General features: G+C 62.9%; 25 protein-coding genes. 18 read left to right on the top strand and 7 right to left on the bottom strand.

Features of this window, described 5'->3' with window-relative positions:
* Positions 1–157 precede the first annotated feature (157 nt).
* A complete protein-coding gene (locus tag V8359_RS00690) occupies positions 158–1,822 on the bottom strand; it encodes an ABC transporter permease (protein ID WP_336426773.1) in 1,665 nt (554 codons plus the stop codon).
* A gap of 338 nt (positions 1,823–2,160) precedes the next feature.
* On the opposite strand from V8359_RS00690, the gene V8359_RS00685 reads away from it, so the two are divergent.
* The 5 genes from V8359_RS00685 to V8359_RS00665 all read left to right on the top strand — a co-directional run bounded on the left by V8359_RS00685 (position 2,161) and on the right by V8359_RS00665 (position 7,739).
* Positions 2,161–3,699, top strand: coding sequence for an ABC transporter substrate-binding protein (locus V8359_RS00685; protein WP_336426772.1), 1,539 nt, complete (start codon positions 2,161–2,163; stop codon positions 3,697–3,699).
* Between the two features lie 161 nt (positions 3,700–3,860).
* Positions 3,861–4,847, top strand: coding sequence for an ABC transporter permease (locus V8359_RS00680; protein WP_336426771.1), 987 nt, complete (start codon positions 3,861–3,863; stop codon positions 4,845–4,847).
* Positions 4,844–5,752, top strand: coding sequence for an ABC transporter permease (locus tag V8359_RS00675; RefSeq protein ID WP_336426770.1), 909 nt, complete (start codon positions 4,844–4,846; stop codon positions 5,750–5,752). The genes V8359_RS00680 and V8359_RS00675 overlap by 4 nt, the downstream gene beginning before the upstream one ends.
* Positions 5,752–6,720: an ABC transporter ATP-binding protein gene (locus V8359_RS00670; RefSeq protein ID WP_336426769.1), complete on the top strand. Its 969-nt coding sequence runs from the start codon at positions 5,752–5,754 to the stop codon at positions 6,718–6,720. The genes V8359_RS00675 and V8359_RS00670 overlap by 1 nt, the downstream gene beginning before the upstream one ends.
* Positions 6,717–7,739: an ABC transporter ATP-binding protein gene (locus V8359_RS00665; RefSeq protein WP_336426768.1), complete on the top strand. Its 1,023-nt coding sequence runs from the start codon at positions 6,717–6,719 to the stop codon at positions 7,737–7,739. The genes V8359_RS00670 and V8359_RS00665 overlap by 4 nt, the downstream gene beginning before the upstream one ends.
* 67 nt (positions 7,740–7,806) lie before the next feature.
* On the opposite strand, the gene modC is transcribed toward V8359_RS00665, so the two are convergent.
* The 3 genes from modC to modA are packed head-to-tail and all read right to left on the bottom strand — an operon-like array spanning position 7,807 to position 10,330.
* Positions 7,807–8,904 carry a molybdenum ABC transporter ATP-binding protein gene (modC, locus tag V8359_RS00660; RefSeq protein WP_336426767.1) on the bottom strand — a complete coding sequence of 366 codons (1,098 nt, stop codon included), beginning with the start codon at positions 8,902–8,904 and terminating at the stop codon, positions 7,807–7,809.
* Complete coding sequence (gene modB / locus V8359_RS00655; RefSeq protein WP_336426766.1) at positions 8,901–9,590, bottom strand: molybdate ABC transporter permease subunit; 690 nt, start codon at positions 9,588–9,590, stop codon at positions 8,901–8,903. The genes modC and modB overlap by 4 nt, the downstream gene beginning before the upstream one ends.
* Positions 9,587–10,330: a molybdate ABC transporter substrate-binding protein gene (modA, locus tag V8359_RS00650; RefSeq protein WP_336426765.1), complete on the bottom strand. Its 744-nt coding sequence runs from the start codon at positions 10,328–10,330 to the stop codon at positions 9,587–9,589. Before modA ends, modB begins: the two co-directional genes overlap by 4 nt.
* 175 nt (positions 10,331–10,505) lie before the next feature.
* Between modA and V8359_RS00645 the strand changes: the two genes are divergently transcribed.
* The 6 genes from V8359_RS00645 (at position 10,506) to ptsP (ending at position 16,456) form a co-directional block, all read left to right on the top strand.
* Positions 10,506–10,988, top strand: a complete 483-nt coding sequence (locus V8359_RS00645) for an NUDIX hydrolase (RefSeq protein WP_336426764.1) — start codon at positions 10,506–10,508, stop codon at positions 10,986–10,988.
* A gap of 51 nt (positions 10,989–11,039) precedes the next feature.
* Positions 11,040–11,465 carry a DUF1178 family protein gene (locus V8359_RS00640; protein ID WP_336426763.1) on the top strand — a complete coding sequence of 142 codons (426 nt, stop codon included), beginning with the start codon at positions 11,040–11,042 and terminating at the stop codon, positions 11,463–11,465.
* 14 nt (positions 11,466–11,479) lie between these two features.
* On the top strand, positions 11,480–12,124 hold the full coding sequence (locus V8359_RS00635; protein WP_336426762.1) for an SDR family NAD(P)-dependent oxidoreductase: 645 nt from the start codon (positions 11,480–11,482) through the stop codon (positions 12,122–12,124).
* A 27-nt stretch (positions 12,125–12,151) separates the two neighbouring features.
* Complete coding sequence (locus V8359_RS00630; protein WP_336426761.1) at positions 12,152–12,550, top strand: ACT domain-containing protein; 399 nt, start codon at positions 12,152–12,154, stop codon at positions 12,548–12,550.
* A gap of 147 nt (positions 12,551–12,697) precedes the next feature.
* Positions 12,698–13,936 (top strand): aspartate kinase, encoded by a 1,239-nt coding sequence (locus V8359_RS00625; protein ID WP_336426760.1) that lies wholly within the window; start codon positions 12,698–12,700, stop codon positions 13,934–13,936.
* Positions 13,937–14,200: 264 nt separating this feature from the next.
* Positions 14,201–16,456 carry a phosphoenolpyruvate--protein phosphotransferase gene (gene ptsP, locus V8359_RS00620; protein ID WP_336426759.1) on the top strand — a complete coding sequence of 752 codons (2,256 nt, stop codon included), beginning with the start codon at positions 14,201–14,203 and terminating at the stop codon, positions 16,454–16,456.
* Between the two features lie 52 nt (positions 16,457–16,508).
* On the opposite strand, the gene V8359_RS00615 is transcribed toward ptsP, so the two are convergent.
* Together V8359_RS00615 and V8359_RS00610 are read right to left on the bottom strand one after the other, a co-directional pair.
* Positions 16,509–17,279 (bottom strand): EcsC family protein, encoded by a 771-nt coding sequence (locus tag V8359_RS00615; RefSeq protein ID WP_336427900.1) that lies wholly within the window; start codon positions 17,277–17,279, stop codon positions 16,509–16,511.
* A 47-nt stretch (positions 17,280–17,326) separates the two neighbouring features.
* On the bottom strand, positions 17,327–17,809 hold the full coding sequence (locus V8359_RS00610; protein WP_336426758.1) for a GNAT family N-acetyltransferase: 483 nt from the start codon (positions 17,807–17,809) through the stop codon (positions 17,327–17,329).
* A gap of 89 nt (positions 17,810–17,898) precedes the next feature.
* Between V8359_RS00610 and V8359_RS00605 the strand changes: the two genes are divergently transcribed.
* On the top strand, positions 17,899–18,504 hold the full coding sequence (locus tag V8359_RS00605) for a flavin reductase family protein (RefSeq protein ID WP_336426757.1): 606 nt from the start codon (positions 17,899–17,901) through the stop codon (positions 18,502–18,504).
* Here V8359_RS00605 and V8359_RS00600 read toward each other — a convergent pair.
* On the bottom strand, positions 18,479–19,456 hold the full coding sequence (locus V8359_RS00600; protein WP_336426756.1) for an AraC family transcriptional regulator: 978 nt from the start codon (positions 19,454–19,456) through the stop codon (positions 18,479–18,481). The genes V8359_RS00605 and V8359_RS00600 overlap by 26 nt on opposite strands.
* A gap of 96 nt (positions 19,457–19,552) precedes the next feature.
* On the opposite strand from V8359_RS00600, the gene V8359_RS00595 reads away from it, so the two are divergent.
* The 6 genes from V8359_RS00595 to V8359_RS00570 all read left to right on the top strand — a co-directional run bounded on the left by V8359_RS00595 (position 19,553) and on the right by V8359_RS00570 (position 24,466).
* On the top strand, positions 19,553–20,362 hold the full coding sequence (locus V8359_RS00595) for a cysteine hydrolase (RefSeq protein WP_336426755.1): 810 nt from the start codon (positions 19,553–19,555) through the stop codon (positions 20,360–20,362).
* Positions 20,363–20,512: 150 nt separating this feature from the next.
* Entirely contained in the window at positions 20,513–21,385 is an 873-nt protein-coding gene (locus tag V8359_RS00590; protein ID WP_336426754.1) for an S-methyl-5'-thioadenosine phosphorylase, read from the top strand.
* Between the two features lie 157 nt (positions 21,386–21,542).
* Entirely contained in the window at positions 21,543–22,169 is a 627-nt protein-coding gene (locus tag V8359_RS00585; protein WP_336426753.1) for a LysE family translocator, read from the top strand.
* On the top strand, positions 22,166–23,446 hold the full coding sequence (locus V8359_RS00580; RefSeq protein ID WP_336426752.1) for an SDR family oxidoreductase: 1,281 nt from the start codon (positions 22,166–22,168) through the stop codon (positions 23,444–23,446). The genes V8359_RS00585 and V8359_RS00580 overlap by 4 nt, the downstream gene beginning before the upstream one ends.
* Positions 23,443–23,919, top strand: coding sequence for a DUF2269 family protein (locus V8359_RS00575; protein WP_336426751.1), 477 nt, complete (start codon positions 23,443–23,445; stop codon positions 23,917–23,919). Before V8359_RS00580 ends, V8359_RS00575 begins: the two co-directional genes overlap by 4 nt.
* Positions 23,920–23,929: 10 nt before the next feature.
* Positions 23,930–24,466, top strand: coding sequence for an adenine phosphoribosyltransferase (locus tag V8359_RS00570; protein WP_336426750.1), 537 nt, complete (start codon positions 23,930–23,932; stop codon positions 24,464–24,466).
* The last annotated feature ends 67 nt before the right edge of the window (positions 24,467–24,533 follow it).

The following is a 24,533-nucleotide window of genomic DNA, read 5'->3' as shown; positions in this document are numbered from 1 at the left end:
TCGCCGGACCATACGTCCGATGTGCTAAGGGAGTCTTAGTATTGCGCCCATGGACCCGCAAGGGGCGGAATCGCGGTGGCACCTGCGGCAAAGCAGCAAAGTCGCCGCAAATCTTGGTCATACAGGCATAGTGATGACATGAGTTGAAATGTCGCTCTCACCCCGGTTTGACCGCAACCCCCATGCGCGCCGCCCGGCGACCCGGCTCCTCACGTCCGATGGACCGGCAGAGGATGAGCACGGGGATCAGCCCGAACGCCATGAGCGCGAGCGATGGCACCGCCGCCTCGGCCAGACGCTCGTCGGCGGCGAGCCTGTGGGCCTGAACCGCGAGGGTCTGAAAGTTGAAAGGATGTAGAATCAGCGTCGCGGGCAACTCCTTCATCACGTCCACGAACACGATCAGAAGTGCTGTCAGAACACTCGTCCGCGCCACCGGCAGATGCACCCGCATCAACAGGCGCGGCCCGCTTTGGCCAAGCGACCGGCCAATCGCGTCGAAATGCGCGGGCACGGTGGCCATCCCGCTGTCATAGGCGTTGAGTGCGGCGGCCATGAACCGCGCCATATAGGCCAACACCATGAGCCAGATGGACCCGGTGATCAGGAGACCGGTATCGATTCCGAACCGCGCCTCCATCACCGCGTCGATGGCATTATCAAGCGCCGCAAAGGGCACCATGAGACCCACCGCGATCACGCCGCCCGGCACCGCATATCCAAGTCCCGCACCGATCACGAGACCCTTTGACGCGCGTGTGGGCCGGGTGCGCGCCCGAAAGCCGATGATAATCGCACCCGCCACGGTCAGCACCGCCGCAAGCCCCGCAAGCGTCACCGAGTTGATCATCAGGTCACGATAGCGCGCGGTCAGAAGGCTTTGCCCGGAATCAATCGCCATCGAGCCCAGCATAACAACGGGGATCACGAAGCCGACCACAACGGGCGCGGCGCAAAGCGCCGTCACGAGCCAGCCGCGAAGCCCTGTCAGGTGCCCGCGCTCCATCGCGTCGAATCGCGCGCCCCGCCCCGCCGTGCGCACGCGGCCGCGTTGCGCGCGCTCAAGCCCTGCGAGAAGCAGCGCGAAACTCAGCAGGCAGAGCGCCAGTTGCGCCGCCGCCGCGCGATCACCAAGGCTGAACCATGCCTGATAGATGCCGGTGGCGAAGGTATCCACGTTGAAGAACGCCACGGTGCCAAAATCCGCGATGGTTTCCATGATCGCCAGAAGCACACCGCCCACAATGGCGGGCCGGGCCATGGGCAAGGCCACCCGCCAGAACGCCGCCATCGGGCTGTGACCCAGCGTGCGCGCCACGAGATATGCGTTAGAGGATTGCTGCCGGAACGAGGCCCGCGCCAGAAGATAGACATAGGGGTATAGAACGACGGTCAACATCGCCGCCGCACCGCCGAGGCTCCGGATTTCGGGGAACCAGTAGCCACGCGGACCCCACCCCATCACCTCACGCAAGAGGCTTTGAACCGGGCCGGAATGATCAAGGAACGACGTATACGCATAGGCGAGCACATAGGCCGGAAAGGCAAGAGGCAGCGCCAAAGCGATTTCAAGCAGACGGGCACCGGGGAACCGGTAGACCGTCACGAGCCACGCAGCGCCGGTTCCGATGGCCGCCGTCGCCACCCCCACGATCGCCACAAGAACGAGAGTCGTCGCGGTATATCGCGGCAGCACCGGCGCGAGGATATCGCGCCAGACACTCATATCGCCGGTCACAGCGGCGAGTGCGGCCGCCACGATAGGCGCCACGCACAAAAGCGCCACGATCCAGGCCAGGCCATGCAAAAGACGTTCGGTCATGGGTCCTTTCCAATGGCGCATCCTGCTGACACGCCCTTAATTCCGAGCTTTTCGATCAATATTCGCCCCCGCCCGCCGGGTCAATCGCACGCCGCACACAGGAGGCCGGGTGATTCCCTCAACGCACAGGCCGCGCGCAACTGGCACGGGAAATTTTGCCAAATCCGGACAAGCCGTTGGGAACACAAGATTCCAACCATCCGGTCAAAAATGACCTAAAGTTACCTTTGCTCCATGAACCTTTACAGTCCCTTACAATTGCGACACCTTGGCGCACATGACTGGCTGGAACAGGTCTTTCAGGGCTGTTTCCGACCATCCATTCAGGGAGATACTTCATGAAAACAATCCGTAACCTTGCCGCTGCGACGGCGCTGATGCTTGGTGCCGCAGGGCTTGCGTCGGCGCAGACTCTTACCTTCGCGTACGACGCCGATCCGGTCTCGCTCGATCCGCATGAGCAGCTTTCCGGCGGCACATTGCAACTGTCTCACATGGTGTTTGACCCGCTGGTCCGCTGGAACAAGGATCTGGGCTTTGACCCGCGCCTTGCGAAAAGCTGGGAGCGCGTGGACGAGACCACGATGCGTTTCAATCTGCGTGAAGGCGTCAAGTTCCACTCCGGCGACGAGATGACAGCCGAAGACGTGGTCTATACCATCGAACGCCTGAAATCCTCGCCCGACTTCAAAGGCATCTTCTCGGGCTGGACATCGGCCACCGCGGTTGATGACTACACCGTTGAAATCAAAACGGCCGGCCCCTCGCCGCTCGTGCTGCACACGGCGACCTATGTCTTTCCAATGGACAAGGATTTCTACACCGAGGGTGGCGACGAGATCGTGAAGCATGGCGACAGCTTCGCCAGCCAGAACATCTCGGGCACCGGCCCTTTCACCATCTCCGAGCGTGAGCAGGGTGTGAAAGTCGTTTTCGAACGCAATCCCGACTATTGGGATGAAAACAGCCCGGGCAACGTCGAGACCGCCGTTCTGACGCCGATCAAGGAAGCGCCGACACGCGTCGCCGCCCTCTTGGCCGGGGACGTCGATTTCATCGCGCCGGTGCCGCCGACAGACCTTGAGCGTATCGAGAACAACGAAGACGTGAACCTCGTGACCATGACCGGCACGCGGATCATCACGCTTCAGCTCAACCAGAAGCGCAGCGAGGCCCTTGCCAATCCCAAGGTGCGTCAGGCCATCGCCTATGCCATCAACAACGAAGGCATCGTGCAGAAGATCATGAAAGGCTTCGGCACCGTGGCGGCACAACAGTCGCCCGAGGGCTATGTCGGCCATAACCCCAACCTCGAGCCCCGCTTCGACGTGGCCAAAGCCAAGTCGTTGATGGAAGAAGCCGGTTACGCCGATGGGTTCTCGGCCACGATGATGTGCCCGAACAACCGCTACGTGAACGATTTCAAAATCTGCGAAGCGGCGGCGGCGATGCTGGCCAAGATCAACATCGACGTTGACCTGACCACCATGCCCAAGGCGCAATACTGGCCCAAATTCGACGAGCGCGCAGCTGACATCATGATGATCGGCTGGCATTCGGACACCGAGGACAGCGCCAACTTCAACGAGTTCCTGACCATGACGCCCAACGAAGACACGGGCCGTGGCCAGTATAACTCGGGCAACTACTCGAACCCGCGCGTGGACGAACTCACCGAGGCATCGCTTACCGAGACGGACCCGGAAAAGCGTGCCGAGATGCTTCAGGAGGTCGAGAAGATCCTCTATGAGGAAGCAGCCTTTATCCCGCTGCATTGGCAGGATCTTGCTTGGGCCGCACGCAATGGCGTGAAAATCGAGCCGGTCCTCAATGTGATGAACTTCCCCTATCTGGGCGATCTGGTCATCGAGGAATAATAGCATTCGGGTGGGGCGGCCCAGGCCGCCCGACCCAACTCTATCCCTTCCGGGCGCATCCCGGGACATCATGATCGGCAGGCGGCCCCAAGATACCGAATGGGGCCGGTTTTCCCGAACAACTATCCGCCACATCCTCAAGCCCCCACGCCAGAGACGCCATGCATATTCTCGCCTTCCTCATCCGACGCACGCTTCAGGCGGTGATCGTGATGTTCGTCATCTCGATTATCGGGTTCTCAATTCAAGGCAACCTTGGCGATCCACTGCGCGAATTGGTGGGTCAATCCGTATCCGAAGCCGAACGGCAGGCGCTCCGCGAGCAGTTGGGCCTGAACGATCCGTTCTTCGTGCAATATTTCCGTTTTCTCGGTAATGCCGTTCAGGGCGACCTTGGCACCTCCTATTTCTTCAAGCGCCCGGCGCTCGAGGTGATCATGGACAAGTTTCCGGCCACCTTCGAACTTGTCATTGGCGCGGTCTTCATCTTCCTCAGCTTGTCGATCCCCGCAGGCATCTATTGTGCGATCCACCGCGATTCGTGGCTGACGCGGATCATCATGACCGGCTCGATCATCGGTATTTCGGTGCCTGTGTTCCTGACTGCGATCCTCTTGGTCTGGCTTTTCGGGGTGGAACTCGGCTGGCTCCCGGCTTTCGGGCGCGGCGACACCTATGAGTTGCCATGGGGCTGGGAAACCGGGTTCCTGACGCTGGATGGGCTGTCGCATCTGATCCTGCCCTCGGTCGCGCTCAGCTCGATCATGCTACCGCTTTTCATCCGGCTTATCCGGGCCGAGATGATGGAGACCATGGGCACCGATTATGTGCGCTTCGCTAGGGCCAAGGGCCTCAGCACCGCGCGCGTGCGCTATGTCCACGCCTTCCGCAATACGCTCCTGCCGGTCGTAACCGTGGGTGGCCTGATGATCGGGACGCTCATCGCCTATACGATCCTGACCGAAACCGTGTTTCAGTGGCCGGGCATGGGCTTTCTCTTTCTTGAGGCCGTGAACCGTGTCGATACACCGCTCATCATTGCCTATATCATCGTCGTGGGTCTGATCTTTGTGGTCGTGAACACCATTGTCGATTTCATCTACACACTCATCAATCCGATGGTGAAACTGCCGGGGGCCAAGGCATGATCAACTGGCGCACCCTTTTCAAACGCTTCATGTCGGACCCTGTGGCGGTCGCCGCCGGCGGTGTCCTTCTCATCCTCGTGCTGATGGCCGTGTTCGCGCCGCTTCTTGCGCCGCAGAATCCCTATGACCTGATGCAGCTCGACATCATGGACAGTGAACTGCCGCCGGTGTGGACCGGCGAAGGCGATCCGCGCTACCTGCTTGGCACCGACACGCAAGGGCGCGGTGTTCTGTCGACCATCATGTATGGCACTGGCATCTCGCTTATCATCGGGATCGGCGCCGTGGTGGTTCAGGGTATTCTCGGCGTCACGCTGGGCCTGATTGCTGGCTACAAGGGTGGCTGGATCGACAGCTTCCTGATGCGGCTTGCAGATATTCAGATGTCGCTCTCGACGCTTATGATCGCAATCATCGTGCTCGCGCTGTTTCAGGCGGCGTTCGACGCGAATATCTATGCCGACTACGCGATCTTCATGCTGATCCTGATCATCGGCATGGCCGAATGGCCCAAATTCGCCCGCACCGTGCGCTCGTCGGTTCTGGGCGAGCGGAAGAAGGAATATGTCGACGCTGCCCGCGTTATCGGACTGCCCCCGCGCAAGGTCATGTGGGGCCATATCCTGCCCAACACTCTGACCCCGGTGCTGGTGATCTCGACGATTCAGGTGGCCGAAGCGATCATGACCGAGGCCGCTCTCAGCTTTCTCGGGCTCGGTATGCCAGTGGACCGGCCCTCGCTCGGCTCGCTCATCCGGTCGGGTTTCGAATTCGTGTTCTCGGGACAGTATTGGATCACGCTCTATCCCGCGCTCGTTCTGATCGCGCTGGTGTTGGCATTGAACCTGCTGGGGGACTGGCTGCGTGACGTGCTTAATCCCAAACTTCGCAGGGGGGACGACTGATGGCGATGCTGGAAATCGACGATCTTCGCGTGGCCTTCCCGCGTGGCAAGACGGACGAGATCGAGGCCCTTCGCGGCGTCTCTCTCAGGCTTGAAAAAGGCGAGCGGCTGGGCGTCGTGGGCGAGAGCGGCGCGGGCAAATCCATGCTGGCCTTCGCGATCCTCAACCTGATCGCCGAACCGGGCCGCGTAAGCCATGGTGAGGTGCGGTTCGAGGGCGAGAACCTTCTCGACTTGTCGGACCGCCAGATTCGGTCGATCCGGGGTAATCGCATCTCGATGATCTTTCAGGATCCGATGGTCACACTGAATCCCGTGCTGACGATCGGCCAACAGATGATCGAAACCCTGAAGGCGCATCGCCGCATCTCGCGCCGCGAGGCGCACCGCCTTTCTGTCGAAAAGCTCAAGATGGTGGCCATCCCCTCGGCCGAAAGCCGCATGGACGCCTATCCGCACGAACTCAGTGGCGGTCTGCGTCAGCGGGTGGTGATCGCCATCGCGTTGCTGACAGATCCCGAGTTGATCATCGCCGACGAACCCACGACCGCGCTCGACGTGACGATTCAGGCCGAAATCATGGCCCTCATCCTCAAGCTTTGCCGCGAAAATGACGTGGCGCTCATCCTGATCACCCATGATCTTGGTGTCGTGGCCGAGGTGACGCAGAAACTCATGATCATGTATGCCGGAAAATGTGTCGAGGCGGGCGACACCCAGACGATCATCGGAAATCCCAAGCACCCCTACACCTCGGGGTTGCTGCAAGCTCTGCCGCAGAAAGCAGAACGCGGCACGAAACTCTATCAGATTCCCGGCTCCATGCCGCCGATCACCGCCCTGCCGAACGGCTGTCCCTATCATCCGCGCTGTCCGCGCGCGACCGAGGAATGCCGCGCCTTCATGCCTGACATGAAACAGGGCGTTGCCTGCTATCACCCGCTGCTCAGCGCGGAGGAAACCGTATGACCGAGGTCAAGACCGCCCCCGAACCAATGGCCGCGACCGGCGGCGAAACCGATCAGCCCATCGTCGAGACGCGCGGCCTTGAGGTGCGTTTCGCCCTGCCCACGCATTTTCTCAGCCGTGAAAAGCCCGTGCTGCACGCGCTCAACACCGTGGACGTGGCGATCAAACCCGGTGAAACCTTCTGTGTCGTAGGCGAATCCGGCTGTGGCAAGACAACGCTCGGCCGCGCGATCATCGGCCTCCAAGAGCCATCGGCAGGCGAGATCTATTTCAACGGTCAGCGCATCGACCAGATGGACGAGCGCACCCGCAAACCCATCCGCCGCGATATGCAGATGGTGTTTCAGAACCCCTACGCATCGCTCAACCCGCGCCGCAACGTATTTGACACGCTGGCCGAGCCGGTGCGCCACCTGATGCCCGAAAAATCCTCGAGCGAGGTGCGCGCACAGGTTGAAGACGTGCTGAGCGCGACGGGATGCGACCCCTCATGGCAGCGCCGCCTGCCGCACGAGTTTTCCGGCGGTCAGCGCCAGCGTATCGCGATCGCCCGCGCGCTGGTGACGAACCCGGCCTTTATTGTCGCGGACGAGCCTATTTCGGCGCTCGACGTGTCGATTCAGGCGCAGATTCTCAACTTGCTGACCGATTTGCAGACCGAGCGCGGCCTGACCTACCTGTTTATCACCCACGATCTTAGCGTGGTTGAGCATTTCGGCACCCGCGTCGCCGTGATGTATCTCGGTCAGGTGATGGAGCTTGCGGATACCACAACACTTTTCGCCACGCCCAAGCACCCTTACACGCGCCTCCTACTTGACGCCATTCCACAGCTTGAGGGCGGATCGTTCGACAAACCTCGCACACCGGGTGAACTTCCCGATCCGGTGAACCTGCCCAAGGGCTGCCCCTTCGCAGCGCGCTGCCCGCTGGCCACAGATCTGTGCCGGAAGGAACGCCCGCGCCTCCGCCAGCTTGAGACTACGGCCACGCAGGTTGCCTGTCATCATACGGAATAACGCGCGCTATGCACAACTGCGCCTAAAGTTGCCTTTGGACAAATCGACCGGTGAATCTGTGGATAACTCAGTCGTTCCGAACGCTTGAGATATCTCCTCGTGGCACGGCGGTGGCCTTCAGGATCGCGAAAACCTCGCGTCCGGGCCGCAAATCTAGCTCCTCCGCCGCCCGGGCCGTAATCCGCGCGAGGATCAGGTCGCGCCCAAGCGCAAGCTGAACGGCAACGCCCGGTCCCACCCCCTTGTGCAGCGACCGGACGACCGCCCGCAGAACGTTGCGCGACGAAAGGCCCTCGGGCCGACCAAGGGAAATGAGCACGTCGCTTGCCATGATGCGCACGCGCACCGAGGTTCCGGGCGCCGCACCGATATGCGGCAAAAGAAGCTCGCCTGTCTCAAGCCCAAGCCGCGTCAGCCCATCATGGTCATGCGCGATCACCCGCGCCTCAAGCACCGCGCCTGCCTCGCGCACACCTACGAAGGGCAGCGCCGCAGGATCGCTTAGCACCTCGCGCACCGGTCCGTTCAGCATGACGCGCCCCTCGTTCATCACGACAATCCGGTCCGCCAGCCGCGTCACCTCCGAGAGCGCATGACTCACGTAAAGGATAGGAATGTCGAACCGGTCGCGAAGCCCTTCGAGGTAGGGAAGGATATCTTCCTTCCGCCGGGCGTCGAGTGCCGCAAGCGGTTCATCCATAAGAAGAATATCAGGTCGCGACAGCAACGCCCGCGCCAATGCGACACGCTGAGTTTCACCGCCTGAAAGCGTCTGGGTGCGTCGCTCCATCAAGGGGCCAAGCCCCAGCATGTCGATGATCCCGCGTTCGTCCTCGGGCGGCGTCACGCCCCGCGCGAATCGCTGACCGAAGCGAATATTGCGCGCAACGCTCATGTGCGGGAAAAGGCGGCTGTCCTGAAAAACATATCCCACGCGCCTGCGCGCGACCGGCACCGACCGGCCCGCCTGCGCATCAAAGAGCACCCTGTCACGCAGTGTGATCCGCCCCCCTTGTGGCCGCAAAAGCCCCGCAACGGCGTTCACGACCGTGGTCTTGCCCGAGCCGGAGGGTCCGAAAATCGCCGTGACCCCCGGTCCGGCGTCGAACCGGGCTTCGATGTCAAAGCCCGCGAAGGCATGGCGAATATCGACCGAGAGTATCATGGCCGACCGATCCTGCGCGCGACCCGCCGCGCCAGCCATTCGGAGACAAGGACGGCGCCGACCGCCACAACCACCGAGAGCACGAGAAGGCGAATTGCCCCTTCCTCGCCGCCCGGCACCTGAAGAAAGGTGTAGATTGCCGATGGCAGGGTGCGCGTCTCACCGGGAATGTTCGCGACGAAGGTAATGGTCGCGCCGAATTCGCCCATGGCCTTCGCGAAACCAAGTAACGCGCCCGCAAGGATCCCCGGTGCGATCAGCGGCAATGTGATCAGCCCGAAAACCTGCGCCCGCCCCGCGCCCAGCGTCTCGGCCGCCGCCTCAAGCCGTGGATCCACAGCTTCAAAAGCGAGACGTATCGCCCTTACCATCAACGGAAATCCCATAACCCCCGCAGCAAGCGCGGCGCCGGTCCAGCGGAACGCCAGCACGATCCCGATCTCTTCGAGAAACCCGCCGATGGCCCCTTGCCGCCCGAATGTCAGCAAGAGAAGATAACCAACCACCACCGGCGGGAGCACCAGCGGCAAATGCACCAGCGCGCTCAGCACCGACTTGCCCGGAAATTCACGCCGCGCCAGAAGCCACGCCACGGCGAGAGCCAACGGCAAGGTAAGCACCGTCGCCCAGAAAGAGACCTTTAACGACAGAATAAGCGCCTGCCATTCGTCCGGGCGCAACGTCATCCGTCCGCCACGGGCAAAAATCCGTATTTTTTGAGAATCACCTGACCGTCGCTCAGGATAAATCTCAGGAAATCAGCGGCTTCGGGGTGTGAGCTCGAGTCGACAACCGCAGCACCATAGCGGATGGGACCGTGCAGACCGGGGTCAATCTCATGCAGCACACGCACATGGCCGGCTTGTGCATCGCTCGCATAGACCACACCGAGCGGCGTTTCCGCGCGTTCGACAAGGGCCAGCGCCGCGCGGACATTCTCGGTTTCGGCCAGATGGGGCACAAGCGCCTCCCACAGGTCCGCCGCTTGCATCCATTCCTTCGCGTAAATACCTGCGGGAACGGATAAAACCTGCCCCAGGGCCATACGCCGTCCAGCCAATCGCCCGATCAGCCCCGGGGCATCTGCTCGGTCAAGGTCGGGTGCATTCGCCGGACCGATCAGCACGAGCCGGTTGGCCGCTACTGCGGTCATGCTTCCCGCGCGCAGCACGCCCTGTTCGGCCAGCCAGTCAAGCCAGTCGGTATTGGCGAGAATCACCACATCCGCTGGGGCGCCCAGCGCGATCTGCCGGGCGATGCCCCCGGAGCCACCGTAGGAGGCAACAACCTCGCCGGACCATCCTTCGGCGACATCCTCCAGCGCATCACTCAGCGAGGCAGCCGCGAACACCCTGAGAGGCTCACCTATTGCGGCCCCCGCGATGAGGGTCCAAACACCTGTCAGAAGAGCGAAAATTCGTATCATAGCTAAAGTTTCTCTCAAACGTAACGCCGGCACAAGACGCCCTCTGTGGCGATTTTACCGTCAGGCGACGCCGGGGCAAGAAGCCTCTGGTCAGAATCCCCCTGACCACAATATATTGTGGTCATACCTTTATTGCGCAGACACCCGTGCGGACTGCTCCGGGATGAAAAAAGCGATGATCAGACAGGCCCCTCTCGCACTCGACATAGGCGACAAGCGCGACATGCGTTCGCAGTTCGCCGCGCTATGTTTTCGGATGCGCAAGAACAAACCCGAGGTGCTGTTGATCACCACGCGCGGCACCGGGCGCTGGATCGTGCCAAAGGGCTGGCCCATGCAGGGCAAAACCCCCGCCGAGGCCGCGCTGACCGAAGCGTGGGAAGAAGCTGGCGTCAAGGGAAGGGTTTATGATCAATGCCTTGGCGTCTTTTCCTATCACAAGGAACTGACTCCGATTCACGAGGCGCCATGCCTCGCGCTTGTTTACCCGGTAAAAGTTGATTCCATATCGCGGAAATACCCCGAAATGGGACAGCGCAGGCGCAAATGGTTCCGCCTCAAGGCCGCGGCCGAGAAGGTCAGCGAACCCGAGCTATCCCAGATCCTACGCGGTTTCGATCCAAGCGCCCTTCGCAAATCCGCACGCGTCCAAGGTTGATCTTGGGCGCCGGATGGCTATTTAAACCTTAGGGTTTTCTGCGGATGCAAGATGATCAAGTTCACGTTGAAATGCGATAACGACCACCGGTTCGAAAGCTGGTTCCAGTCGACCGACGCCTACGAGACGCTGCACAAGGCGGGGCACGTGACTTGCGCCGTTTGCGGATCCTCCGATGTCGACAAGGCGCTGATGGCGCCGCGCGTTCACGAAGCCCGAGGCGCGCCGCCGGCTCCAACCGAAGCATCCGCGCCGGATATCAGGACTCAGGCACTGGCCGAGCTGCGCAAGCATGTCGAGGCCAATTCCGATTATGTCGGCGGCAATTTCGCACGCGAAGCGCGTGACATGCATGACGGGGTGATCCCCACACGCGCGATTTACGGCGAAGCGCGCCCCGACGAGGCCAAACGCTTGATCGAGGAGGGGGTGCCAGTTGCGCCCCTGCCCTTCATCCCGAACCGCAAAACCAATTGAGAGAAGGAGCCGCCATGCATGTGGTGATCACGGGGGCCAACCGGGGCATCGGGCGCGCGCTGGCCCAAGGGTATGCTCAGGCCGGAGAGGACGTAACCGGCACGGCCCGAAGCGGCGATGATGGCCCCCGCCTTGACGTCACCGACCCCGAAAGCTGCGCGGCGTTCGCCCGGGGGCTCGGGGACCGGGCCGTTGATCTTCTGGTGTGCAACGCGGGCGTCTATCCGGACAAGGGCCAGAACCTCGACACAGGATATCCGCCCGAAATGTGGGCCGAAGCGTTCGCGACAAATGTCACGGGCGTTTTCCTCACGGTTCAGGCACTTCTGCCGCATCTGGCCCGGGCGACCGCGCCCAAGATCGCCATCATCTCGAGCCAGATGGCCAGTGACAGCCGCGCCCCAGGCGGCAGTTACATCTACCGCGCCTCCAAGGCGGCGGCGCTCAATCTCGGGCGCAACCTTGCGGTGGATCTCGGGCCACGCGGCATTGCCGTGGGCATTTATCATCCCGGCTGGGTGCGCACCGACATGGGCGGTGACGCCGCCGATATCGGTGCTGCCGAGGCCGCCAAGGGGCTGATGTCTGAATTCACCGCCCTGTCGCTTGCAAGCACGGGCGCGTTTCGGACATGGGACGGACAGGATCATCCGTTCTGACGCGAACACCATCAAAGGGGGCCCCGCATGCAGGGTGAAACGAAGCTTGATACGTTGCTTGCCGGCATGTCGCCCGCGCTGGCCCCCGAGATTTATGTCTTCGCGACACGGCCCGATGGCACATGGCCCAAAGATCTGACCCCGCGCATGATCTTCCACGAGAGCGAGGGCACAACCCTTATCTTGACGCAAAGCCAAGCCCGCGCCGCCAGTATCGCGCATCATTTCCCCTGCCGCATGATCACGCTCAACGTGCATTCCGCGCTTGAGGCCGTGGGGTTCATCGCGCGCATCGCCTCTGAGCTTGCCGCGCAGGGGATGGGCGTCAATCCCGTGGCGGGTTTCTTTCATGACCACCTTTTCGTGCCGGCGGACCGGGCCGACGAGGCAATGGCGATTCTCATATCGCTCACGTCCCGGGGCTGATGGCGCGACAGCCCTCTTGCCCGGATAAGGGGCTGGAAAGCCGACGCGAACATGCGATCCATTTTGCGAGCCCGCCCTCGGCCACGCTTGCTCTTGCGCGCAACCACGGCTAAACCCCGCGCGACCGCAAGGCCAAGGACCCGGACCATGCCCGTTCTCGTGATGAAATTCGGCGGCACCTCAGTTGCCAATCCCGACCGCATCCGCCGTGCCGCCAAACGCGTGGGCGTGGAGGTGGCCAAAGGCTATGACGTGATCGTTATCGTATCGGCCATGTCCGGCAAGACGAACGAGCTGGTCGGCTGGGTCAACGAGACGTCACCGCTTTATGATGCGCGCGAATACGACGCGGTGGTGAGTTCGGGCGAAAACGTAACGGCGGGCCTCATGGCACTGACCCTTCAGGAAATGGATGTTCCCGCCCGCTCGTGGCAGGGCTGGCAGGTGCCACTGCGCACCACATCGGCGCATTCGGCAGCGCGGATCGAAGACATCCCCCCCGACAACATCAACGCCAAGTTCGGCGAAGGCATGCGCGTGGCCGTTGTCGCGGGCTTTCAGGGAATTAGCCCCGAAGGCCGGATCACCACGCTTGGCCGGGGCGGATCAGACACCACGGCTGTGGCCTTCGCTGCCGCGTTCGAGGCTGAACGCTGCGACATATATACCGATGTGGACGGCGTCTATACCACCGATCCGCGCATCACGTCGAAGGCCCGCAAGCTTGACCGGATCGCCTTCGAGGAGATGCTCGAACTGGCCTCGCTCGGGGCCAAGGTTCTGCAAACCCGCTCGGTCGAGCTGGCGATGCGCTACAATGTGAAGCTGCGGGTGCTGAGCAGTTTCGAAGAACAGTCGGACGAGGCGGGCACGCTGGTCTGCGCCGAGGAGGAAATCATGGAATCAAACGTCGTGAACGGGATCGCCTACAGCCGCGACGAGGCGAAGATGACGCTCATTTCGGTCGCCGACCGACCCGGTATCGCCGCTGCGATCTTCGGACCGCTCTCGGATGCCGGCGTCAACGTGGATATGATCATTCAGAACATTTCCGAAGAAGGGCGCACCGACATGACTTTTTCGTGTCCCACCGATCAGGTGATGCGCGCGGAAAAGGCGATTCAGGCGGCCAAGACACGCGGTGAGATCAACTATCACGATTTCGTGGCAGATACCGATGTATCCAAGGTCTCGGCGGTGGGCATCGGCATGCGCAGCCAGTCGGGCGTCGCCGCCAAGATGTTCAAGACACTCTCGGATGAAGGCGTCAACATCAAGGTCATCGCCACCTCCGAGATCAAGATTTCCGTGCTGATCGACAGGAAATACATGGAGTTGGCCGTGCAGGCGCTGCATGATGCATTCGAACTGGACAAGGCGGGATAAACCACTCCGCAGCAAGCCCAGATCAGACATGACCCGCGCGCCAGCAAGAGCTACGAAACAGCCAACCATATGCGCGCGGCGTTGAAAAAACGCGCGATACGGCGAATATTGCCGATTCAACTGCAAGGTGATGCCGCTTTTTTGAGCGCTTGCACGCTCGGCCTTGAATTCACATGGAAAGCCATGGAATTCACTGCCAAAAAACGGCATGGTGGCCCGAGCCGCGCCTGACGGAGGCCGGCACCACCGGGGGAGGTGCATCACATGTCCAGCACCGCACAGGGCGATGCTGTCACCGACAGCAGGCAGATGCTTGGCCGTCTCCGCGAGGCTCTTTCGGCCGACACGGGCGGTCAGGATCGGCTTGACGCGATCACCGCGCTCATCTCTCAGGAGATGCATACCGAGGTCTGCTCAATCTACCTTTTTCGGGACGAGGACACGCTTGAGCTATGCGCGACCGAAGGTCTCAACCCGGACGCGGTGCACCAGACGCGAATGCGCCTCGGCGAAGGGCTGGTGGGTCAGGTCGCCCGCACAGGCAAACTCATCAATACCGATGACGCACCCGGCACGCGCGGCTTTCGCTACATGCCCGAAACCGGGGAAGAGGCCTATAGCTCGTTTCTGGGTGTCCCGATCCAGCGGCTCGGAGAACGTCTGGGCGTGCTCATCGTGCAATCCAAGGATTCACGCATCTTCTCGGATGAAGAAGTCTACGCCGTCGAAGTCGTGGCCATGGTCATCGCCGAGATGGCCGAACTTGGCGCCTTCGTGGGCGAAGGCGCCGCGATGTCCGCACGTCACCAGCAGGCTGTGCTCTTTCGCGGCCACGCGGCACAGGAAGGCGTGGCGCAGGGCCATGTCTGGCTGCACGAACCGCGTGTCGTCGTCACCAACCCCATCGCCGAGGATCCGGTTCGTGAAACCGAGCGACTGACCGAGGCTGTGGACGAGCTTCGCATCGGCGTTGACCGAATGCTGACGGGCGCGCGCTCGGGCGATAGCGAACAGCTTCAAGTGCTCGAAACATATCGCATGTTCGCCAACTCCAAGGGCTGGATGCGGCGCATGGAAGAGGACATCGAGCGCGGTCTTTCGGCCGAGGCTGCCGTGGAAAAAGAGCAATCCACCGCACGGGCGCGTATGGAAAAGGCCACAGACCCTTACCTTCGCGACCGGCTTCATGATCTCGACGATCTGTCGAACCGCCTTTTGCGCATCCTGACAGGGCAAGGCAAGGAAACCGGAGCGGAAATGCCTGCCGATCCGATCCTCATCGCACGCAATATCGGGCCTGCGGAACTGCTGGATTATGGTCGCTCCCTCAAGGGGATCGTGCTCGAAGAGGGTGCGGTGGGCAGTCACGCGACCATCGTGGCGCGCGCGCTGGCCATTCCGCTCGTCATTCATGCCGAACGGATCACGACCGAGGCGCTTAACGGTGACACAATTCTTGTGGATGGCGAACAGGGGATCGTGCATCTACGCCCCGATGACAGCGTGCAGACCGCGTTCCGCGACAAGATGGCGATGCAGGCCAAAGCACAGGAACGCTACGCCTCGATTCGCGAGAAACCGGCCAAAACGCTTTGCGGGGCGCGTATCGCGCTTCACATGAACGCGGGGCTTATGGCCGATCTTCCCAGCCTTGCCGGGTCAGGGGCAGAGGGTGTCGGGCTATTTCGCACCGAGCTTCAGTTCCTGATCCGCAACCACATGCCCAAACGCGCCGAACTGAGCGAGCTTTATGCGCGGGTGATGGATGCGGCGATGGGCAAGCACGTGGTGTTCCGAACACTCGATATCGGCTCGGACAAGGTGCTGCCTTACATGAAGGCGGTCGATGAGCCCAACCCCGCTCTGGGATGGCGGGCGATCCGCATCGGCCTCGACCGACCGGGCGTCATGCGCATGCAGCTTCAGGCGCTGGTGCGCGCGGCCGCCGGACGACCGCTTTCGGTGATGTTTCCCTTCGTCGCCCAGCGCGAGGAATACGACGCCGCGCGCGCCGAAATGGACAAGGCGCTGGATCGTGAGCGCAGGTTGGGACACCCCCTGCCCTCCGAGCTGAAGGTCGGGGCAATGCTCGAGACGCCCTCGCTCGCCTATGCGCCTGACGCGTTCTACGCCAAGGTCGATTTCCTTTCGATCGGGGGCAACGATCTCAAGCAGTTCTTCTTCGCCGCCGACCGTGAGAACGAACTGGTGCGCCGTCGCTATGACACGCTCAACGTCTCTTTCCTGACCTTTCTTGAAACCATTGTCGCGCGCTGCAAGGCCAGCAACACCCCCCTCAGCTTCTGTGGCGAGGATGCGGGCCGCCCGATCGAGGCCGCCTGCCTTGCCGCCATAGGAATGCGCACACTCTCAATGCGGCCCGCTTCGATCGGCCCTGTGAAGTCGATCCTGCGCCGCACCGATCTGACCGAACTCTACGATATCATCGTCGAGGCCCGTGCGCGTGGCGATCAATCGGTGCGCCCGGCGGTCATGGACTATTTGCGCGGCAAACTCTGACCCGGTTTCAAGGGCCCCCGGCGGAGGGCATCAGGCACCAAGACCAAAAAGATCAGGCGCGCGCGACCGGCGTTTTGACAATGAGTTTGCGAAACTCCGCAACCAATTCTGCATGATCGCGGTCGGCTTCAATGGCAAGTTGACGCAGGCCGAAATGGACATGCGCCATCTGGCTGTAATAGCCGGTAAAGGCATAATTGGTGGCCGCCCCCGCCGCGGCGCCCAGCACCGGAATCGTCTGAGCGGCGAGTTTCTGACCCAGCACCATAGCAAGGCGCGGCGCGACGCGCGCAATCACCGCCTGAACCGCGGCCCCCGAGACAGCCACCCGTGTGCTGAGAAAAGCGAGATCAGCATCGTCATCATCCTCAAGCGGACCCGCCGCCGCGAAGACCTGAACACAGTCGAACCGCACGCTTTCCTCTTCGGGATCAAAGCCATATTCCTCGGCGACGTCCTGAATCGTACGCAGCAGGATCGCGGTGGTAACCGGAAGCTCGGCCATCGCGCTTGGCAAACCGCCAAAGCCGCCCGCCGCGCCCATTGCGGTGGTCACCGCGCGGTTAAGCCAACCGGGCTGACCTTTGACGACGCCGCGCGACCGGTGCGCCGCCTCCATCGCGAGGCGGAGCGCCTCGGCTGTGGCCCCGTCAAGGCGCCCACGCACCTCACGCGGAAGCCGGTCGAGAAGGTTCGAGGCCGACCCGCCAATGGCATTAAGGAGTTGCATCCCGAGATTTTCCGCCCGCGCATGACGGTCGGCGAGGGCGCGCAGCCGGGCGTCAATCTCTTCTTCGGCGGGCGGCGGCCCAAGAACCTGCATATGCGCCTCCTGTGTCGGGCAATAGATCGGCGTGCGGGCCGCGAAATTCAAGCCGCCCGCGTGACTTTACCCCTTATCCCGGTCCAGGCGCCGGGCTCGATAGCCACGCCCAGAACGCGCGCCGGGTTTGTCGGCGGCGGCATCTCGACCCCCGGCAACCGCTCAAAGCCGAAGCGCGAGTAGTAAGGCGCGTCACCCACCAGCATCACCCGCGACCAGCCCTGCGCCCCCGCGCGCCCAAGGCTGTCACGGATCAGCCATCCGCCCAGCCCCTCGCCCTGCCGCGTCGGGTGTACGGCCACAGGGCCCAGCAGAAGCGCGCGATGGTCCCCAAGCCGCACCGGCCAATATCTGATCGCCCCGCCCAGAATACCGTCCGGGTCGCGCGCCACAAGGCTCAACCCGGCGACCGGCGGCACACCATCGCGCAGCCGGTAAGACGACAGCGCCTCGCGACCGGGGGCAAAGCACAGATCGTAAAGTGCTTCGACCTCCCACCAGTCGTCATCGGTTTCCGGGGTCAGTTCCATCGCGTCTCGGGCAAGTGTTTCTGGCTGGCCAAGCGGTTAGCACGCGCGTAAGCCTTGCACAAACCCTGTTGCAAGGAAGCGTATCACCGATGTTTTATCGCCCCGAGGACGGCCACGGCCTGCCGCACAACCCCTTCAATGCCATCGTCACGCCACGGCCCATCGGCTGGATATCCAGCCAAGAGGCTGATGGCAGGTTCAACCTCGCGCCCTACTCCTTCTTCAACGCCGTGGCCTATGTTCCACCACAGGTGATGTTCGCCTCCACCGGCGAGAAGCCGGACGCAGATGGCACCAAGGACAGCGTGGCCAACATTCGTGACACCGGCGTTTTCTGTGTCAACGTGGTGGGCGAGGCGATGCTGACCGCCATGAACGAAAGCTCGGCCACCATGCCGCGTGACGCGGACGAATTTCAGCGCGCGGGCCTCACCCCGGTCGCCTGCGACACGGTGGCCTGTCCGCGTGTCGCGGATGCCCCCGCCGCTCTCGAATGCCGCCTGACACAGATGGTGACTCTTCCGGGCGTTGCCAATATCGTGGTCTTTGGTGAGGTCACGGGCGTGCATATCCGCGACGATATCCTAAAGGACGGTCGGATCGACCCGGCGGCCTATGTGCCCATCGCGCGGCTAGGTTACATGGATTACACCGCCGTGCGCGAGATATTCACGCTCCCCCGTCCCGAGTCGTAGCCGAGGCCGCCGCGTCCCGGCGCAACCCCCGGGGGGTGACACCCCAAACCTCGGTAAAGGCGCGGGTAAATGCGCTGCGGCTGGCAAACCCGACTTTCCGCGCGATACGCTCCACCGGCTCTTGCCCTTGGGTGAGAAGTTGCGCCGCACGCGCCAGCCGTAATGCACGCAGAAACCCCATCGGGCCCTGCCCATAGGCGGTCTGAAACCGGGCCGCGAACCGGGACCGGCTCATGCCGGCCTCAATCGCGAGCGTTTCCAGAGAATGGGGCGCGCCGGGATCATCCAGCATCACGCGCAAGGCCTGCCACAACCCCGGATCCACCAGACCCCGCATCCATGTCACTGCCGTATCTCTCGCCTCAAGCCGGCTGCGCAGCATCTCGATCATGCATTGCAGAAGCAGGGCGCGGATCATCGCCCGGCGTCCGGGGCGCGGATGCGTCATTTCCATGATCAGACCCTCCATCGCACGATCAGCAAGCGGTGAGGCGGCAAGGTCAAGGCTAAGCGGCGTTCGCAACAAATCAATGAGGCCGTGCGTATTGCGCAACCCCAGCGATATGGTCGAACACAGCACCAGCATGTTGCCGTCTTTGGCCCCCTTCGCAACATGACTGGCAAGGTTCAGACCCGCAGGCTCACATGTCGACAACCCCGTTTGCGGCCCCCCGGCATTCAGAAGGCTATGGCGCATGCTCGACGGAACCAGAACAAGGCGCCCCGGCATCAACGGGATAGGAGCCCAAGACTGAAGCCGCAGGTCTCCACGCCCGCCAAGCACGTAATGCAACGTCGCCCCCGGATTTCGACCAAGCCCCAAGCTACAGGCGCCCTCAAGCGCACAGACCGCGAAGGGGTCCGCGCTGATCTCGAGTTCACCGAGCAGTCGTTCATGATCGTCCGAGGCTGTCATCCCCGCCACGATGCCACGTGAAAGCGGGAAAGGCATATTCACAACCCCGTGTGCCACGTATCCGGGACGCAAAGGCACATTGGCCCTGCCACCCTTTGTCTGGATGACACCACACGAACCAAGGAGACCACAATGTGCAATTGTCACGATAACGACGACTCCCCCAGATTTACCCGCCGGGCGGCCCTGACAGGGACGGCCGCGCTCGCCGCTGGCGCGGGGCTCACCGCCGGAGCCGCGGAGGCGCAGGAAAACCCCTACGCCGCCCCGGCCGAACCGGCACTGCCGCCCAGCACCATGAAGCTTGATCCGTCGCGCGCCGCGCTGGTGGTGACCGACCCGCAGATCGACTTTCTAAGCCCCGATGGCGTGACCTGGGGCGTGGTCGGCGCATCGGTCGAACGCAACAACACGGTCGCCAACATCGAAAATCTGTTCAAGGCTGCCAAGGCCGCCGACATAACCGTCGCCGTCTCGCCGCACTACTACTATCCCACCGACAAGGGATGGCGCTTTGAGGGTGCGCTGGAAAAGTTGATGCACAAGATCGGCATGTTCGACCGGAAAGGCCCGCTGACGACCGACGGGTTCGAAGGGTCTGGTGCCGATTTCATGCCGCAATACAAACCCTATATCGAGGACGGCAAGACCATCATCACCTCACCGCACAAGCTTTATGGCAACGAAAGCAACGACCTGACCTTGCAACTGCGCAAGAATGGTGTGGATCAGGTAATTTTGGCCGGTATGTCCGCCAACCTTTGCACCGAAAGCCACATGCGCGAATTGCTGGAACAGGGCTTTGAGGTGGCCGTGGTCAAGGATGCCACCGCCGCGGCCATGTTGCCCGAGGGGGATGGCTATCTCGCCGCTTTGACCAATTTCCGCTATATGGCCAACGCTGTCTGGACCACCGATGAGGTGGCCGACATGCTGGCCTGACCAAAGCCCCCGGCGCGGCGGTCCGCGCCGGGGTGCATGCCGCATTCCACGAGAACGCCACGCGACCTGTCCACGTCCGCACATCTTGGAACGTGGTTGAATTCCCCTGCGCACCCGGCCACGATCCGGCAGGGTGCAGGAGGCAGGCATATGACACAGACAAAACTCGGCATTATCGGCGGCTCGGGCGTTTACGACATGGACGGACTTGAGGCCACAGAGTGGCAAACGGTCGAGACGCCATGGGGTCCGCCCTCGGATGCGCTGCTCACCGGGCGGCTCTCGGGCCTCGATGTTGTCTTCCTGCCCCGGCACGGGCGCGGACATGTGCACACCCCCGGCTCTGTCCCCTATCGCGCCAATATCGACGCGCTCAAACGGCTGGGCGTGACCGATGTGATCTCGGTCTCGGCCTGCGGCTCATTCCGCGACGAGATGGCGCCGGGGGATTTCGTCATCGTGGATCAGTATATCGACCGCACCTTTGACCGTGCGAAATCCTTCTTCGGGCCGGGCTGTGTGGGGCATGTTTCGGTGGCCCATCCGACCTGCCCCCGTCTCTCTGGGGTCTGTGCAGACGCCGCCCGCGCCAGCGGTGTCACCGTGCATGACAGTGGCACATACCTTGCCATGGAAGGTCCACAATTCTCGACTCTGGCCGAAAGCCGGATGTATCGCGACCATTGGGGCGCGGATGTCATCGGCATGACCGGCATGCCCGAAGCCAAGCTCGCCCGCGAGGCCGAGCTTTGCTACGCCTCCGCCGCCATGGTCACGGATTACGACAGTTGGCATCCCGATCACGGAGAGGTGGACGTGGCCCAAATCATCGCCACGCTAAGCGGCAATGCCGAAAAGGCCCGCAACATGGTCCGCCGGATCGCGACAACGCTCGCGCCTGACCGCGCGCCTTGCCCGCATGGTTGTGACCGCGCCCTCGATTTCGCCGTGCTCACAGCACCCGAATCGCGCGATCCGGGCCTTGTCGCCCGGCTCGATGCGGTGGCGGGGCGCGTGCTCTGAGATGCGGCGCCAGAGGCATAGGGGCAGAGGGTTCGCCGCGGGCCGGACCCATGCAATCAGGCGTTTCGCCGGCGCATGACCCGGACTTAGTGTGAATCCACCTTGATCGAGGCACATCTCTTGGGGCTTTATCACCCAAGCTGCAAGGAGTTACGCAATGCCCCTCGATCTTTGGCTGACCTTCTGCGCCGCGACCACGGCGCTTCTGCTTATCCCCGGCCCGACCGTCCTTCTGGTGCTGAGTTACGCGCTTTCCAAGGGGCGCAGTGTCGCAGTGGCCAGCGCCGCAGGGGTGGCACTTGGCGATTTCGTCGCGATGACGGCATCACTTGCCGGGCTTGGCGCGCTTGTTCTTGCCTCGGCGGCGCTCTTTACGATGCTCAAATGGATTGGCGCGATCTATCTCGTCTGGCTCGGGATCAGGCTTCTGCGAAGCGCACCCTCCACGAGGCTTGCCGTGTCTGGACCCCGTGACATTACAGGGCGTAGCATCTTCTGGCACGCGGCGGCGGTGACCGCGCTCAATCCCAAATCCATCGCATTTTTCATCGCCTTCGTGCCGCAATTCGTAACACTCGATGCGCCGCTGCTGCCACAGTTCACGATCCTTGTCGGCACCTTCGTGACCCTCGCGGCGCTCAACGCGCTGGCCTACGCGCTTCTGGCCGACAGGCTGCGCGCAGTGATCCGCCGCCCCGGAGTGATCACATGGATCACCCGCGCAGGCGGGGCCGCGCTCGTCGCCATGGGGCTTCTCACCGCCACCATGCGGCGCGCCGGATGACCTCACCCGGCACAATCCTCGTTCTCGGAGCCGACGGGTTCATCGGGCGGCACCTCGCCTTCGGGCTGCGCACCAAGGGATGGCGGGTGATCGCCTCGGCGCGACGTAGTGCGCGGCTTGCGCGTATGGGGTTTGAAACACTGACCGCGGACCTGACGGATCCGGCCACGCATGACCCGGCCTTCTGGGCCCCGCATCTGCAGGATGTGACACATGTGGTGAATGCCGCGGGCGTCCTGTCGGCCCCGGATGCGGCGGCCCGCACGGTCCATGTTACCGCACCATCCGCGCTCTACGCCGCATTGCCCGAGGGTGCGGCGGGCCTGCTCATCTCGGCCGTGGGCATCGACTGGAGCGAGACCGGCTTTGCCCGCATCCGCCGCGAGGCCGAAGCCGTGGCAGCCGCACAGGATATCACCATCCTGCGCGCCGGGCTTGTGCTGGGCGAGACGTCCTACGGCGGATCATCCCTTGCGCGGGCGCTGGCCGCACTGCCTCTGGTCACGCCGGTCGTCGGGGACGGAACACAGCCCTTCAACCCGGTCCACGCCGCCGACCTGACCCAAGCTGTCGACCACCTTCTGCGTCACCCGCCCGGTCCGGGCGTGCATGAGATCGGCGGCCCCGAAACGGTGACACAGGCCGAAATGGCGCGCGGTCTGCGCCGCTGGCTGGGCCTGCGGCCCGCGTGGCTCATACGCCTGCCCGTGCCTCTGGCCCGCGCCATGGGCCGAATTGGCGATGCGCTGCGCATGGGGCCCATCTCGGCCACGGCGGTCACACAGCTTCAGTCCGGCGTTTTGGCCAATCCCGGCCCCGCCATCAGCACCTTGCCCCGGCCACCGCGCGCCTTCTCGGACTTCATCGCGTCGCGCCCCGCAGGCACACAAGACCTGTGGCATGCCCGCCTCTATTTGATGCGACCGCTTTTGCGCATCGCGCTGGCGCTCTTGTGGCTGGCCTCGGGCCTTGTGGGCCTGCTGTTGCCTGCCGCGGATTTCCTGCCGCTTCTGCCCGAAGCACCTTTGTCTGACGGCACCCTCATCGCGATGGCGCGGCTGGGGGGTGTGCTTGACCTCGGTATCGCGGTGGCCCTCCTGCGCGGCTGGCGGCCCCGGCTCATGGCCTGGGGGCAAGCGGCGGTCGTTCTGGGCTATACCGTGGCTTTCACAATGCTCAACCCGGCGCTCTGGCTGCTGCCACTCGGTGGCCTGCTCAAGAATCCCTTGCTGCTTGTGCTCATATGGGTTCATGGCATTCTCGAGGATGAAAGATGAGCGACCCCTATCTCATCGCCAAATGGCTTCACATCCTGTCTGCGACCGTCCTCTTCGGCACCGGGATCGGCACCGCGTTTCAGATGGTCTGGGCCATGCGCGGCGCGCGGGCCGAGACGGTGCGCTCCGTGGCCTCCGGCGTTGTCGTGGCCGACTGGCTATTCACCACTCCCGCAGGGATCGTGCAGCCTCTCACCGGGGTATGGCTCGTCCATCTCGCGGGATATTCACTGACCGAGCCGTGGCTGCTTACCAGTTATGCGCTTTATGCCTTGGCGTTCGCCTGCTGGGTGCCGGTGGTCCACCTGCAAATGCGCATCCGCGACCTTGCAGGCGCGGCATCGGCGGCGAACGCGCCCCTTCCCGACGCGGCGCACCGTGCCTATCGGGTCTGGTTCGCGCTGGGCTGGCCTGCTTTCGCTGCCCTTCTCGTGGTGTTCTGGCTCATGGTCACGAAACCCGCACTTTGGTAAGGACGCTCCCATGACCGACAAAACAGTTCGCGACTATATTCGCACCATCCCGGATTTCCCCAAGCCGGGCATCATGTTCCGCGACGTGACCACGCTGTTCAGCAACGCCGCGGGCTTTCGCATGGCGATCGAACAACTGGTCGAGCGGCTGGACGGGCACACGGTGGATGCCGTGGCCGGGCTCGAGGCGCGCGGCTTCATCCTCGGCGGTGCGGTGGCCGACCGGCTGGGCACCGCCTTTGTCCCTGTCCGCAAGGCGGGCAAGCTTCCGGGTGCCACGATTTCCGAACGCTATTCCCTTGAATATGGCGAAGCCGAACTGGAGCTGCACGAGGATGCCATCGAGCCCGGTGCGCGAATCCTTGTCATGGACGATTTGCTGGCGACCGGCGGCACCGCAGCGGCGGGCGTGCGCCTGATCGAGCGTCTGGGCGGTCAAATCGTCGCCTGTAGCTTTCTTGTCGATCTGCCGGACCTTGGCGGACATGCCCGGCTTGAGGCGATGGGCCTCGATGTGCAGGTGCTTTGCGCCTTCGAGGGCGACTGAACCGCGGCGCCGCGCATTTCGTCGCGCCCGCGCGATTTTCCCTTTCGCTTTTTGTGCGGGGCGGACT

The organism is Roseovarius sp. E0-M6 (assembly GCF_037083845.1).
Classification (GTDB): domain Bacteria; phylum Pseudomonadota; class Alphaproteobacteria; order Rhodobacterales; family Rhodobacteraceae; genus Roseovarius.
This window is presented reverse-complemented; position numbering and strand designations above follow the sequence as displayed.